Here is a 13047-nt window from a genome sequence, read left to right on the forward strand (position 1 = left end):
CCCTGATATCTAGTCCGGCTCGCAAGAACCCAAAAGCTAGTCGCGCCCCGCTGGATGGGCCCGGCCGCTTCCCCACTCGTGCGTGTCGTTTCTAACCTTCCCCTGGGAGCGAGTCGTGTCCATCGCCGCCAAGTTCGAAATCGAATACCTGCAATACCTTGACCAGGACGGCAAGGAAACCGGTAAGGAACTCCCCGAATTCGCCAAGGACCTCGACCACATGGTCGAGCTCTACAAGCTCATGGTGTCCACCCGCGTGTTCGACGCCAAGTCCATCGCGCTGCAGCGCACCGGCAAGCTGGGCACCTACGCCTCCTGCCTCGGCCACGAAGCCGCGCACGTGGGCATCGGCAGCGCCATGCGCCGCGAGGATTCCCTCGCCGTGTCGTATCGCGAGTACGGCGCGCAGCTGTATCGCGGCGTGAAGCCGCGCGAGGTCTACACCTACTGGGGCGGCGACGAGCGCGGCAACGATTTCGCCGACGCGCCCGCCCACGACTTCGCCTGGTGCGTGCCCATCGGCACGCAGTGCCTGCACGCCGCCGGCTCGGCGCTGGCGTTCAAGATCCGCAACGAACCGCGCGTCGCGGTCTGCACGATCGGTGACGGCGGCTCGTCGAAGGGCGACTTCTACGGCGCCATCAACGTCGCCGGCGCGCAGCAACTGCCGCTGGTGGCGGTGATCGTGAACAACCAGTGGGCGATCTCCGTGCCCCGCCGCATCCAGAGCGGTTCCGGCACGCTGGCCCAGAAGGGCATCGCGGCCGGCCTGTACTGCATCCAGGTGGACGGCAACGACATCATCGCCGTGCGCAAGGCGATGGAAGACGCGCTCGAGCGAGCGCGCTCGGGTCAGGGCGGCAGCGTGATCGAAGCGGTGACCTACCGCCTCGGCGACCACACCACCGCCGACGACGCGCGCCGTTATCGCGGCGAGCAGGAAGTGAAGGACGCGTGGGAACGCGATCCGGTGCCGCGCCTGCGCAAGTGGCTCGAAGCCAAGGGCAAGTGGGACGACGCGAAGGAAGAGGCCTGGAAGGCCGAGTGCGACGACTGGATGGACAACGAGGTCAACGCGTACCTGGAGACGAAGAACCAGCCGGCGACGGCGATGTTCGACTACCTGTACGCCGAACTCCCGGCCGACCTCGAAAAGCAGCGCGAGCTCGTTGCTTCCCTCGATCGCAAGTAAGGATCCCTTCCCATGGCACAAATCACTCTCATCGAAGCGGTGACCCAGGCGCTCGCCTACGAGATGCGCAACGACGACAGCGTCGTGGTGCTCGGCGAGGACGTCGGCGTCAACGGCGGCGTGTTCCGCGCCACGCAGGGCCTGCAGGAGCAGTTCGGCGACATGCGCGTCATCGACACGCCGCTGGACGAAGGCACCATCGCCGGCCTCACGGTCGGTCTCGCCGCGCAGGGCATGAAGCCCGTCGCGGAAGCGCAGTTCGAAGGCTTCATCTACCCGATGATGGAGCATATCGCCTGCCACGCCGCCCGCATGCGCAACCGCACGCGCGGCCGCATCACCGTGCCCGCCGTGTGGCGCGCGCCCTGGGGCGGCGGCATCCGCGCGCCGGAGCACCACTCCGAGGCGAACGAGCACCTGTTCACCAACATCCCGGGCCTGCGCGTCGTGATGCCCTCGTCGCCGGCCCGCGCGTACGGCCTGCTGCTCGCCGCGATCCGCGACCCGGATCCGGTGATCTTCTTCGAGCCGAAGCGCATCTATCGCCAGTACAAGGAAGAAGTGCCGGACGACGGCGAGGCGCTGCCGCTCGACGTCTGCTTCGTGCTGCGCGACGGCACCGACGTGACGCTCGTGACCTGGGGCGCGCAGGTGAAGGAATGCCTCGAGGCCGCCGACGAGCTCGCGCAGAAGGGCATCAGCGCCGAAGTCATCGACGTCGCGACGCTGACCCCGCTCGACTTCGACACGATCGCGGAATCGGTCACGAAGACCGGCCGCTGCGTCATCGTGCACGAAGCCCCGAAGACCGCCGGCTTCGGCGCCGAGATCGCCGCGCGCCTGTCGGAGGAATGCCTCTACAGCCTGCTCGCTCCGGTCGAGCGCGTCACCGGCTTCGATACCCACATCCCGCTGTTCCGCCTGGAGATGAAGTACCTCCCCAGCGTCGAACGCATCGTCGAAGCCGCCGAGCGCACGCTCGCCGCCTCCTGAGGAACCGATACCCATGGCCGACATCAAGACCTTTTTCCTGCCCGACCTCGGCGAAGGCCTGCCCGACGCGACCGTCGTCGAGTGGCACGTCAAGGAAGGCGACACCATCAAGCTCGACGCCCCGCTGGTGTCGATGGAAACCGCGAAGGCCGTCGTCGACGTGCCGTCGCCCTACTCCGGCACCGTGAAGAAGCTGCACGGCGCCGCCGGCGACATCATCGAGACCGGCGCGCCGCTGGCCGAGTTCGAGATCGACCCGAACGCCCGCCAGCGCGCCGAGGCCGAATCCACCGGCCACCACCATGGCCCGAAGAAGGGCGTCGGCAGCCCGGCGGCCGACGATAGCCACAAGGTCGTCGCGTCCGACGACGGTGGCGAGATCGAGTCCGGCGGCGAGCGCGAAGACGAAGGCACCGTCGTCGGCGCCATGGTGAGCGGCAACGCCGTGCACACCGAGCAGGTGTCCAGTGCCGGCGGCGTCAAGGCCGTGCCGGCCGTGCGCGCCGCCGCGAAGAAGCTCAAGGTCGACCTGACCCGCGTGCAGCCCACGGGCGCCGGCGGCGTCATCACCATGGCCGACGTCAAGGCCGCCGCGGCCAACGGCAGCGCCGCCCTGGGCGCCGCGCCGGTCCGTTCGGCCGCCGCGCAGCACCTCGCGCCGACGCTGCCCGAGCCGGGTCCGGCACCGACGCGCACGCCCGTGTCGCTCGCCGGCAAGGCCGTCCGCACCGCGCCCCCGGGCAAGGACGCGATGGGCCAGCCGGAACAGCTCAAGGGCGTGCGCCGCAACATGGCGCGCGTCATGGCCGAAGCGCACGCGCAGGTCGTCCCGACCACGCTCGTCGACGACGCCGACCTGCACGCCTGGATCGGCAAGCAGGACATCACCGCCCGACTGATCCGCGCGATCGTGGTCGCCTGCAAGACGGTGCCGGCGCTCAACGCGTGGTTCGACGGCAAGACGCTGACCCGCACCCTGCACCCGCACGTGGACGTCGGCATCGCCGTGGATACCGAGGACGGCCTGTTCGTGCCGGCCCTGCGCAACGCCGACGTGCTCGACGGCGCGGGCGTCCGCGCCGCGATCAAACGCCTGCGCACCTCCGTCGAGGATCGCAGCATCCCGGCGTCGGAGCTCTCCGGCTACACGATCAGCCTGTCCAACTTCGGCATGTTCGCCGGCCGCTACGCCACGCCGGTCGTCGTGCCGCCGACGGTGGCCATCGTCGGTGCCGGCAAGCTCAGCCACGACGTGGTCGCCGTGATGGGCGGCATCGAAGTGCACCGCCGCATGCCGCTGTCGCTCACCTTCGACCACCGCGCCGCCACGGGCGGGGAAGCCGCGCGCTTCCTGAAGGCGATGCTCGACGATCTGGGCCTGCCGCAGTAAGACGCGGCGACGCCGCCCTGCCCTCATTCGCGCGCAGGGCGCGCTCCTACAACGCCGCACGGTAGGAGCGCGCCCTGCGCGCGACATGTTTTGAGGCCGCGAGTCACAAGTCCCGATGGAGGTTACGCAAGGGCCGGCGACGCTGCCACCGCTCGCGCGGTATCCTTCCCGCCATGCTCAACAACGACACCCTCCGTAGCGTCCGCTACATGCTCGACCTCGGCGACATCCATGTCGTCGAGATCATGAAGCTCTCCGGCTTTCCCGCCACGCGCGAACAGGTCGAACCCTGGTTGCGCAAGGAAGACGAGCCGGGCTTCGCCGAGATGCCCGACGCCGCCATGGCGCATTTCCTCGATGGCCTCATCGTCCATCGCCGCGGCCGCGACGAAAGCCAGCCGCCGCGCCCTGTCGAAACCCGCGTCAACAACAACGTGGTGCTGAAGAAGCTGCGCGTGGCGTTCGAGCTGAAGGAAGACGACATCCTCGCGATCATGGGAGAGGCCGGCTTCCGCGTATCGAAGGGGGAGATCAACGCCCTCTTCCGGCAGCCGAAGCACAGCAATTTCCGCCTCTGCGGCGACCAGTTCCTGCGCAATTTCCTCAAGGGCCTGACGCTGCGCCTGCGCGGCGCCTAAGCGTCACGTCGTTTCCGCGCGGCCGCTGCTAGCGTCGGTGTTCCGTGTCACGGAGGCATCGACCATGCACCGCAGCAGGCTCTGCAACCTCGTCATCGACTGCCAGGGCACCGACCTGGCCGCGGCCACGACTTTCTGGAGTCGCGCGCTCGGGAAGCCGGTGGAAAATCCCGACGAAGACGGCGATGGAAGGTACGCATCGCTGAAGACGGAATCCGATGAGCTGAAAGTCCTCATCCAGTGCGTGGATCATCCCAGTCGCGTGCATCTGGACATCGAAACGGACGACCTCGACGCCGAAGCCGCGCGACTGGAGGCGCTGGGGGCGAAGCGGATCGGCTTCGTGAAGCGCTGGTGGGTGATGGAAGCGCCAACGGGCCATCGCTTCTGCATCGTGCAAAGGCAGGCCGAGGACTTCGGGCCGCATGTGAATCGGTGGGGCCCGTAGCCGCCGGCGATGTCGTGATCCGTAGGAGCGCGCCCAGCGCGCGACAGCCTCCGTGCCGTGAGCTGCGGGACCTGTGCGCCTCGCGAAGAGCTGTCGCGCGCAGGGCGCGCTCCTACATGGAAGGTCTAGGTTGCGCGCTTTTTCCACACCATCCGCCGGACGATCAGCGCGACGAGCAGCACGGCGAGGAAGGCGCCGTAGCCGTACAGGGCGGGTACGACCTGCTGCCAGATCGCTCCGCTCTTCGGCCCGAATTCGTCGGCGGCCGGCAGCTCGACGGCGTCGTACGCGACCACGGCCGACTGGATCGCCGCGACCGTCGCCGCGAGCAGCGCGAGCACATCGAACGAGCGACGCGTGATGTTCCGCGGCAGCGACTTCGGGTAGGCCCAGTAGGCCCAGCCCAGCACGATCAACCACGGCGCCAGCAGCATGATCGCGAGGTAGCGCATCTCAGGCTTTCCGCTTCGCCGCCGCTTCTTCCGCCGTCGCGGCGGCGAGTGCGTCGAGGGCGGCACGCACGCGCTGCACGTGCGCCGCACGGGCGGCCTCGTCGGCAGGCAACGCACCCGAAGCGACCGCATGGCCGTCCATCGACAGGACGATGGCATCACCCTGCGCCTCGAGAACGGCGTTCGCACCGCCCAGCGTGCCGAGCGTCTGGCGCACCGCGCCGGCCGCCTTCGGGTCGGCGAACGCGCTGGACAGCAGCAGCTCCTCGCCATCGCCGCCGAACAGGCGGAAACGGAAGCTGCCGTCGGTATCGCGGAAGCTGGCGATGCGCGGCGGCTTCGCCTTCGCTATCGACGGAGCCGCCGCGGGAGCCGCGGCCGCCTTCGATGCGGAACTCGATCGGCGCAGACCGACGGCCTCCCGCAGCGTTTCGACCAGGGGGCCGGCGATCGCGCGCGCTTTCGCGGCACCGGCAAGGAGGATGTCCTCCATGTCGTCCGGCTTCGCCATCAGAGCTTCATAGCGCTCGCGCATCGGGCCGATGTCGGCCTCCACGCGCTCGAACAGGGCCTGCTTCGCGTCGCCCCAGCCGAGGCCACCACGCAACGCCTCCGCGAACGCGGCCGTTTCGGCCGGCGACGCGAACGCCTTGAAGATGGTGAACAGCGAGGAGTCGTCCGTCTCTTTCGGCTCGCCCGGGAGGCGCGAATCGGTGACGATCTTCATGATCGCCTCGCGCATGCCCTTCGCGCCGCCCTCGAAGAGCGGAATGGTGTTGTCGTAGCTCTTCGACATCTTGCGGCCGTCGAGGCCCGGCAGCGTCGCCACCTGCTCCTCGATGTGCGCTTCGGGCATGACGAAGAAGTCGCGGCCGTAGGTGTGGTTGAAGCGCTGCGCGATGTCGCGCGCCATTTCAATGTGCTGGATCTGGTCGCGTCCGACGGGCACCTTGTTCGCGTTGAACGCGAGGATGTCGGCCGCCATCAGCACGGGGTACATGTACAGGCCCGCGGTGACGCCCGCATCGGCGTCTTCCTGGTTCTCGATGTTGCGGTCCACCGCCGCCTTGTACGCGTGCGCGCGGTTGAGCAGGCCCTTGGCCGTGACGCAGGTCAGCAGCCACATGAGCTCGGTCACCTCGGGGATGTCCGACTGGCGGTAGAAGGTGGCCGTGTTCGGGTCGAGGCCCGCGGCCAGCCAGGTGGCGGCGATCTTGAGGCGGGAGGCCTCCACGCGATCGGCGTCGTCGCTCTTGATCAGGGCGTGGTAGTCGGCCATGAAGTAGAACGCGTCGACGTTCGGATCCTTGCTGGCAAGGACCGCCGGCCGGACGGCACCGACGTAGTTGCCGAGATGCGGCGTGCCGGTCGTGGTGATGCCGGTGAGAACGCGGGTGTGCATGGGAAGCCTTCGAACCTGACGACGGAAACCGTCCAAGTCTAGCCCGCGGGGAGCGGCCTGTGGGAGCGGCCGCGGCCGCGACATCCCGTCGCTGTGGGAGGAGCCTAGGCCACGACATCCCGTCGCTGTGGGAGCGGACCTGGCCGCGACGGCGTGTCGCTGTGGGAGCGGACCTGGCCGCGACGGCCTTTCGCGAGGAGCGACTGGGCCTGTGACGCCCCGCGAAAAGCCGTCGCGGCCAGGTCCGCTCCCACACGCTCAGCGCATCAGGGTCGACTTGCCGAACAGCGACTCGACGAGGTCGACCGCCAGCTTGGCCGTCTGGTTGCGCTTGTCGAAGGCCGGATTCAGCTCGACGATGTCGAGCGAGCCGACGCGGCCCGTATCCGCGATCATCTCCATGACGAGCTGCGCCTCGCGGTAGTTCGGCCCGCCGCGCACCGTGGTGCCGACACCGGGGGCGATCGACGGATCGAGGAAGTCGACGTCGAAGCTCACGTGCAGGTGGGTGTCCTCGTCGACCCCGGCCAGCGCCTCTTCCATCGCCGCCTTGATGCCGATCTCGTCGATGTAGCGCATGTCGTAGATGTCGAGCCCGACCTCGTGCACGAAGCGCTTCTCGCCCTCGTCCACCGAGCGGATGCCGATCTGCCGGAACACGTCGGGCGACGTGGCGGGCACCGTGCCACCGATGCGCGTGAGCACATCCGGGCCATGGCCGCAAAGGCACGCCACCGGCATGCCGTGGATGTTGCCGGACGGGGTAATCGCGCTGGTGTTGAAGTCGGCGTGCGCGTCGAGCCAGAGCACGCGCAGCTTCTTCCCTGTCTCGCGACAGTGGCGCGCGACCGCCGAAATCGAACCGATCGCCAGGCAGTGGTCACCGCCCAGGAGGATCGGCAGCCTGCCCTCGCGGAGTTCGCCGTAGATCGCGTCGTGCAGCGCCGTGTTCCACGCCACGACGGCGTCGAGGTGGCGATAGCCGTCGACCGGGGGCTGCCATGGATTCAGCGGCCCCGCCAGGTTGCCGCGGTCGACGACGTGCATGCCGCGCTTCGCGAGCCGCTCGGCGAGCCGGGCGACGCGAAGCGCCTCCGGCCCCATCGAGCTGCCGCGATGGCCGGCGCCGATATCGGTGGGGGCGCCCACGAGGGCGACGGAACGGGTGAGAGGACTCATGGAGGGGACGGCTCGGTGATAACTCCCGAAGTCTACACCCGCCCATGAAACAGCCACGTTGCAGCGCGGCAGTCCATCCGTCGCCTAGCGCGCCACATCCAGCCGATCACGCGCAGCGCGTCGCCCTGCCATCGTCGTCTTCCGTGAGGACGCGAAAAACGGGCACCATGGGCAAACACTTTCCGCAAAGCGCCGAAAATGATCCGACTCGACGACGTGCAGCTCTTCGTCCAGACCGCCGACGCGGGCAGCTTCTCGGCGGCCGCCCGGCTCGCCGACAGCACCCCGGCGATGGTCAGCAACGCCGTGCAACGGCTCGAGCGCGAACTCGGCACGCGGCTCTTCGTGCGCTCGACCCGCAGCATGCGACTGTCCGACGACGGCGAGCGCTATCTGCCGCATGCGCGGGCGATGCTCGACGCGCTGGCGGGTGGCTCGCGCACGCTGGCCGAGAGTCGCGGCGAGATCGCCGGCCCGTTGCGGCTGTCCGTGCCGTCCGATCTCGGACGCAACGTGCTGCTGCCGTGGTTCGACGCGTTCCAGGCCGAGCACCCGGCCATCTGCCTGCAATTGCGCATCAGCGATCGCTCGGCGGACCTGCACCGCCATCCCATCGACGCGGCGATCCGCTACGGCACGCTCGACGATTCGGGCCTCGTCGCGCAGCCGCTCGTCCCGGACAATCGACGCGTGCTCTGCGCGTCGCCCGATTACCTCGCGAAGCACGGCACGCCGACCCACCCCGACGATCTCGGCGAACACAATTGCCTGTGCTTCGTCTGGGGCGACATCGTCTACGACCGCTGGACGTTCGACCTGCGAGGCGGCCCTCGTACGGTGAAGGTGTCGGGAGACCGCATCAGCGACGACGCTGAAGTCACGCGCCGCTGGGGCGTCGCGGGGAAAGGGATCGTCTACAAGTCGAGGATCGACGTCGCCGACGATCTCGCCGCCGGCCGGCTCGTCGACCTGCTCCCCGACCAGGGCGAACGCTCGCCTCTGAATCTCGTCAGCGCGCACCGCTCGCAACTGACGCCGGCGGTGCAGCGGCTGCGGGACTTTCTGCGGCAAAGGTTGAGCGCCGTCGCAGCAAGTTGATCGTGCGCGTCCGTCCGGTCTGGCGTTACCCGATCGAAAACTTCGATGCGGATTCGGTCCGAACGGCGTACCCCACTGGGGTACATGGAATCGTATGCAAACCGACGCTTTGCGCGAGGCCGCGGTCGAGGTCGACAATCGATCGCGCGCGGCGAACCGACCGCGAGGCACACATCTCATGGAGGAGACCAGACATGTCCAGGATCAGCACCGCAGCAACTAAGTCCTTCGTCGGCGAGTACCTGACGATTCCGCTCGACATCGTGCCCTGGTTCGAAAGCAGCAACGGCGAGATGAATTACGCACTCGACATCCGCACGATTCCCAAGCCGTGGGAGCCGATCGTCTGCACTGTCCGGGGCATCGTGACCGACCCATCCACCTTCGATATCGAGGTGGATCTCTTCGGTTTCGGGGTCGATTTCCAGTACGACCCGGATGTTTCGTCGATCGACGTGGAACTGCCCTGGGGCTACCTGGGTCTGGTACCCGAAGGACCATCGCAACTCACCTTCTTCTCGGTGCGACTGCGAAACCGCTATACCGGGATCGCCGTCCAATACGATCACCACAGATGCTATCTCATCAACGGAGACATTCCGCTTGTGGATCGCTCATCAGCTGCCGGCCGGCTGCTCGAGGGCCTTCGGACCGATCGCGAACGGGTGAGGCATCCCCGCCGCGAAGGGCGACACGCGGGGGCGGGGCGCCGGCCGACCCCGCAGCGACGGACACGCCCCGTGCGTGGTGCCCCCCGCATCGGCGAGCCCGGTGGCGGAGGCTTCTTTTTCGGCATCACGTCGGAAAATGGCGTGCTCTACAAGAATTACGTGGCACCACGCCAGTACGAGATGGCCGGCGCGATCTGCGACGACATCGACGAGATGGATCCCAATCATCCACTTCGGAAAATCTTGCATCGCACGGATAGCCGGGCGAACACCGAAGCCCTCCAACCTTACAGCACGATCGCGAAGGCCATCTGTGGCCTCACGATCGACGGCTTCAGCGACTGGGGCATCCCGGCGCTGGACGTCGGTGAACTTCTCTATCGAAATCTGAACTCGGGCGAGCGCTGGATCGAACACGCCTACGACAAGGCGGACGGCGACAACGCGTCGAGTGTTCCGCAGGGCTTCCCGTACGCGCCGCACCAGCCGCCGATAACCGAGGCCGACGCATTCAGGCATTTCGGGCCGCAGGCCTTTCACTGGGCCATGTACTGCTGGCTGAGCAATCCCGCAGTGCCCGACGCGGAGCAACTTATGGGAGTCACGACCGCGTTCGGCGGATCGCCACGCTACTTGCTCAATACGTGGATGAGACTGAGCGTAAGGCCGGTCCGGCGCGAGCCGCTCGTCGTGCCGCCATGGGCTACATGGTGAATAGCGACGGGCCAGCGGTCGATGGAGAGAAAGGGCTCGCCAAGGCGGGGAGCCCTTACTTCGTGCGATCGACGTCGCACGATGGCTGGTGCCGACACCCGGATTCGAACTGGGGACCTACCGCTTACAAGGCGGTTGCTCTACCAACTGAGCTATGCCGGCGAAGGCGGGGATTCTATCAGAAGCAACCGGTCGTTCGCGCCGCGACGCCGGGGGTGCGGATGCCCCGGCGGATGTCGCCGCCGGCTTCCTCGGGGACGACGACGTCGAGCCACCAGACGGGCGTCGTTTCCGTGCGCTCGCTCATGCGGGCCGGGAAACCCGCGGCGACCACCTCGTCTCGGCGTTTCCGCGCGTTGGCCGGGTCGTGGAAGAGGCCGAGGGCGACGGAGTTCTGCAGCTCGCCCTGCGCGGTGACGACGAAGTAATCCTTGATGCCCTTCGCCTCCAGGCGACGCGCCTGCGCCAGCGCCTGCTCGCGCGTGGCCTGCGCGGGAAGGAAGACGCGCCAGCCGCGCGATTCGCTGGTCTGCTCCTGGCGCTGCCGGCTGCGCACGGTGCGAGAGGCGATGGCGCCGCGCGTGGCGCGGAGGTCCACCTGGTTGGCGAACGGACCGATGGCGAGGCAGCGGTAGCTGCGACGCGGACTCGTCGGCGCGTTCGGCGCGGCGGCCATCGCGGGAGGCTTCGGGGCGATCGCTGGTGGGACGACCGGCGGTGCGGACGCCGCCTTCGCCGGCATCGCGGGAAGCGCGACGCTCGTGGATTTCTCCGGCGCGGCGGGTACGCCGGTGCGGGCGGACGTCGCCGGAGCCGGCGTCGTCGCCGCGGATTCCGGCAGCTCGGCGAGCAGCTTCAGCTTCGGCACGCCACCGTCGTTCGGATCGATCGCCGGCGTACCGGAATCGCCCAGCAGCAGCCACGCGGCCACCGCGATATTGAGGGCGATCAACAGTACGAACAGCAAACGCAGCAGCATGGTGGCCTCGGGTGCGGAGGGGCCTGCGCGCGTTCCCCTGTCAGAACCGGCGGCGTCGGGATTCTAGGCGATATTGCCGGAAACGACATACGACTTCGCCCACACCGCGAGTCCGCGCAGCACGGCATCGGGCACCACCGCGACGTCGCGCTGGAGCAGCGGCGCGAGCAGGTCGGCGTCGCCGCCGCCGAGCGTCACGACCGGATGGCCGCCGAGCATCGGTGCCGTGCGATCGACGAAGCGATCCACCAGCGCGGCGCAAGCCTGCCAGCAACCGGAGGCGAGGCCGTCCGCCGTGTTGTCGGCGAGGTCGAGGACGCTGCCGCCGCGGTCGGGGCGGACCTGCACCGTCGCGCCAAGCACCGACTGCTGCATGAGCAGCGGCCCGGGCGCGATCCAGCCACCCAGATGACGACCGGTCGCGTCGAGCGCGTCGAGCGTGAGTGCCGTGCCGACGCTGGCGAGGACGCACGGCGCGCGTCCCGCCGCGAACGCGTCCACCATGGCGAGGAAGCGATCCACGCCAAGCCGCGCATGTTCCGGATAGACGTTGGTGACGCCGCAGGCGTGCGCGGGTGTGCGCACCCACACGGGATCGCGGTCGAAGGCCTTGCCCGCCGCGACGGCGACGGCGGTCTCCCGCGCGGTGTCGACGACCGACGCGCCCACGACGTGCTCCGGTGCCGGCCACGTCGCCCACAGCGTGGCGAGTTCGTGCGCGATGTCGGCGTCCCAGCCGAACGCGCCACGATGCACGAAGTCGTCGCCGTCGAGCAGCGCGAACTTCAGGCGCGTGTTGCCGAGGTCGAGCAACAGGATCATGGCGCGCTCCGGCGGACGGACACTTCCGCGCTGTCGACGGTGACGAGGGAACCGTCGGCGACGCGCACGCGCAGGGCGCCGCGCTCGTCGACGCCTTCGCCCACCGCCTCGAAGTCCCCGCGGGGATCCAGGATGCGCAGCGGCACGTCGCGCAGCAGGTCGTTCGCCGCGTATTCGTCGGCGAACGCGGCGAAGCCATGGCGCTCGAAGGTACGCAGCCCCTCGGCCAGCTCGGTGACCACGACCGTCGCGATGTGGTTGCGGCCCGGCGGATCGCCGCCGACGATCGAGGCGAGGTCGGTGATCGGCTGGCCGGCCCGTTCGTGCACGCTGTCCGGAAGGCGGATGTTGAGGCCGACGCCGATCACGGCGGCGCACGGACCGGAATACTCGCCGGACAGCTCCACGAGGATGCCAGCGAGCTTCGCGTTGCCGGCGAGCACGTCGTTCGGCCACTTCAGCCCCGCCGTGCGGATCCCGAGTTCGCCGAGGGCACGCACGAGCATCACCCCGACGGCGAGCGACAGGCCGGACAGCGACGCGAAGCCGCCGTCGAAGCGCTTGAGCACGGAGAGGTAGAGATTCATGCCGGGAGGCGACAGCCAGGGGCGGCCGCGGCGGCCCCGCCCGGCGGATTGCGTTTCGGCCATGACGAACGCGAGGTCGTCCAGCACCGGGATGCGGCGCGCGATCTCGCTCGACGTGGAGTCGATCTCCCAGTGCACCTCGAGCATGCCGACCTGCGCCGAGGTCCCCGGCGCGAGCCCGGCACGGATGCGCTGGCCGTCCAGCAGTTCGGTCGGCCATGGCAGGCGGTAGCCGCCCCCGACCTTCGCCTCCACGGGCACGCCCTTCAGTCGCAGGGCTTCGATCTGTTTCCAGACCGCGGCGCGCGTGACGCCGGCCTTGCGGGCCAGGGCCGCACCGGACACGGCGTCGCCACCGGCGAGGGCATCGAGGAGGTCGCGTGCGAGCATGGGGTGCCGTGGGCCGTCAGGCGGCCGCTGTCGGGGGTGGGGAAATCCGGGACATCCGCCGATTCTAGGGCAGCGGCGCGGATTTCGCCCGC

13 protein-coding genes and 1 tRNA gene are annotated in these 13047 nt (G+C 68.7%); 7 read left to right on the plus strand and 7 right to left on the minus strand.

Going from position 1 to position 13047, the window contains the following annotated elements; translation table 11 throughout:
- The first annotated feature begins 115 nt into the window (after positions 1 to 115).
- The 5 genes from pdhA (at position 116) to BMY69_RS16570 (ending at position 4661) form a co-directional block, all read left to right on the plus strand.
- A complete protein-coding gene (gene pdhA, locus BMY69_RS16550; protein WP_090180293.1) occupies positions 116 to 1192 on the plus strand; it encodes a pyruvate dehydrogenase (acetyl-transferring) E1 component subunit alpha in 1077 nt (358 codons plus the stop codon).
- 12 nt (positions 1193 to 1204) lie between these two features.
- Entirely contained in the window at positions 1205 to 2185 is a 981-nt protein-coding gene (locus tag BMY69_RS16555) for an alpha-ketoacid dehydrogenase subunit beta (protein ID WP_090056766.1), read from the plus strand.
- A gap of 13 nt (positions 2186 to 2198) precedes the next feature.
- The gene (locus tag BMY69_RS16560; RefSeq protein ID WP_090180295.1) at positions 2199 to 3575 is read left to right on the plus strand and encodes a dihydrolipoamide acetyltransferase family protein; all 1377 of its coding nucleotides are present in this window, start codon (positions 2199 to 2201) and stop codon (positions 3573 to 3575) included.
- A 173-nt stretch (positions 3576 to 3748) separates the two neighbouring features.
- Entirely contained in the window at positions 3749 to 4213 is a 465-nt protein-coding gene (locus tag BMY69_RS16565) for a YehS family protein (protein WP_090180297.1), read from the plus strand.
- 64 nt (positions 4214 to 4277) lie between these two features.
- Positions 4278 to 4661: a VOC family protein gene (locus BMY69_RS16570; RefSeq protein ID WP_090180299.1), complete on the plus strand. Its 384-nt coding sequence runs from the start codon at positions 4278 to 4280 to the stop codon at positions 4659 to 4661.
- Between the two features lie 125 nt (positions 4662 to 4786).
- Here BMY69_RS16570 and BMY69_RS16575 read toward each other — a convergent pair whose 3' ends face one another.
- The 3 genes from BMY69_RS16575 to rocF form a co-directional block, all read right to left on the minus strand.
- Positions 4787 to 5113, minus strand: a complete 327-nt coding sequence (locus tag BMY69_RS16575; protein WP_090180300.1) for a hypothetical protein — start codon at positions 5111 to 5113, stop codon at positions 4787 to 4789.
- A gap of 1 nt (position 5114) precedes the next feature.
- The gene (locus BMY69_RS16580; protein WP_090180303.1) at positions 5115 to 6515 is read right to left on the minus strand and encodes a tryptophan--tRNA ligase; all 1401 of its coding nucleotides are present in this window, start codon (positions 6513 to 6515) and stop codon (positions 5115 to 5117) included.
- A gap of 258 nt (positions 6516 to 6773) precedes the next feature.
- Positions 6774 to 7694, minus strand: coding sequence for an arginase (rocF, locus tag BMY69_RS16585; RefSeq protein ID WP_090180306.1), 921 nt, complete (start codon positions 7692 to 7694; stop codon positions 6774 to 6776).
- A 198-nt stretch (positions 7695 to 7892) separates the two neighbouring features.
- On the opposite strand from rocF, the gene BMY69_RS16590 reads away from it, so the two are divergent.
- Both BMY69_RS16590 and BMY69_RS16595 read left to right on the plus strand, forming a co-directional pair.
- On the plus strand, positions 7893 to 8792 hold the full coding sequence (locus BMY69_RS16590) for a LysR family transcriptional regulator (RefSeq protein ID WP_090180308.1): 900 nt from the start codon (positions 7893 to 7895) through the stop codon (positions 8790 to 8792).
- A 194-nt stretch (positions 8793 to 8986) separates the two neighbouring features.
- A complete protein-coding gene (locus tag BMY69_RS16595) occupies positions 8987 to 10177 on the plus strand; it encodes a hypothetical protein (RefSeq protein WP_090180311.1) in 1191 nt (396 codons plus the stop codon).
- Between the two features lie 86 nt (positions 10178 to 10263).
- Here the strand turns inward: BMY69_RS16595 and BMY69_RS16600 are convergent.
- The 4 genes from BMY69_RS16600 to BMY69_RS16615 form a co-directional block, all read right to left on the minus strand.
- Positions 10264 to 10339, minus strand: a tRNA-Thr gene (locus BMY69_RS16600).
- 16 nt (positions 10340 to 10355) lie between these two features.
- Positions 10356 to 11156, minus strand: a complete 801-nt coding sequence (locus tag BMY69_RS16605; RefSeq protein WP_090180314.1) for an SPOR domain-containing protein — start codon at positions 11154 to 11156, stop codon at positions 10356 to 10358.
- Between the two features lie 63 nt (positions 11157 to 11219).
- On the minus strand, positions 11220 to 11978 hold the full coding sequence (locus BMY69_RS16610; protein WP_090180317.1) for a type III pantothenate kinase: 759 nt from the start codon (positions 11976 to 11978) through the stop codon (positions 11220 to 11222).
- A complete protein-coding gene (locus BMY69_RS16615; protein ID WP_090180320.1) occupies positions 11975 to 12955 on the minus strand; it encodes a biotin--[acetyl-CoA-carboxylase] ligase in 981 nt (326 codons plus the stop codon). Before BMY69_RS16615 ends, BMY69_RS16610 begins: the two co-directional genes overlap by 4 nt.
- Positions 12956 to 13047: the final 92 nt, after the last annotated feature.

It is taken from the genome of Luteibacter sp. UNC138MFCol5.1 (genome assembly GCF_900110505.1).
GTDB lineage: Bacteria > Pseudomonadota > Gammaproteobacteria > Xanthomonadales > Rhodanobacteraceae > Luteibacter.

What these genes read in the sequence shown, in the direction of transcription:
- BMY69_RS16555 (WP_090056766.1), top strand. Translation starts at nt 1,205, where the DNA reads ATGGCACAAATCACTCTCATCGAAGCGGTGACCCAGGCGCTCGCCTAC.
- BMY69_RS16560 (WP_090180295.1), top strand. Translation starts at nt 2,199, where the DNA reads ATGGCCGACATCAAGACCTTTTTCCTGCCCGACCTCGGCGAAGGCCTG.
- BMY69_RS16565 (WP_090180297.1), top strand. Translation starts at nt 3,749, where the DNA reads ATGCTCAACAACGACACCCTCCGTAGCGTCCGCTACATGCTCGACCTC.
- BMY69_RS16570 (WP_090180299.1), top strand. Translation starts at nt 4,278, where the DNA reads ATGCACCGCAGCAGGCTCTGCAACCTCGTCATCGACTGCCAGGGCACC.
- BMY69_RS16575 (WP_090180300.1), bottom strand. Translation starts at nt 5,113, where the DNA reads ATGCGCTACCTCGCGATCATGCTGCTGGCGCCGTGGTTGATCGTGCTG.
- BMY69_RS16580 (WP_090180303.1), bottom strand. Translation starts at nt 6,515, where the DNA reads ATGCACACCCGCGTTCTCACCGGCATCACCACGACCGGCACGCCGCAT.
- rocF (WP_090180306.1), bottom strand. Translation starts at nt 7,694, where the DNA reads ATGAGTCCTCTCACCCGTTCCGTCGCCCTCGTGGGCGCCCCCACCGAT.
- BMY69_RS16590 (WP_090180308.1), top strand. Translation starts at nt 7,893, where the DNA reads ATGATCCGACTCGACGACGTGCAGCTCTTCGTCCAGACCGCCGACGCG.
- BMY69_RS16595 (WP_090180311.1), top strand. Translation starts at nt 8,987, where the DNA reads ATGTCCAGGATCAGCACCGCAGCAACTAAGTCCTTCGTCGGCGAGTAC.
- BMY69_RS16605 (WP_090180314.1), bottom strand. Translation starts at nt 11,156, where the DNA reads ATGCTGCTGCGTTTGCTGTTCGTACTGTTGATCGCCCTCAATATCGCG.
- BMY69_RS16610 (WP_090180317.1), bottom strand. Translation starts at nt 11,978, where the DNA reads ATGATCCTGTTGCTCGACCTCGGCAACACGCGCCTGAAGTTCGCGCTG.
- BMY69_RS16615 (WP_090180320.1), bottom strand. Translation starts at nt 12,955, where the DNA reads ATGCTCGCACGCGACCTCCTCGATGCCCTCGCCGGTGGCGACGCCGTG.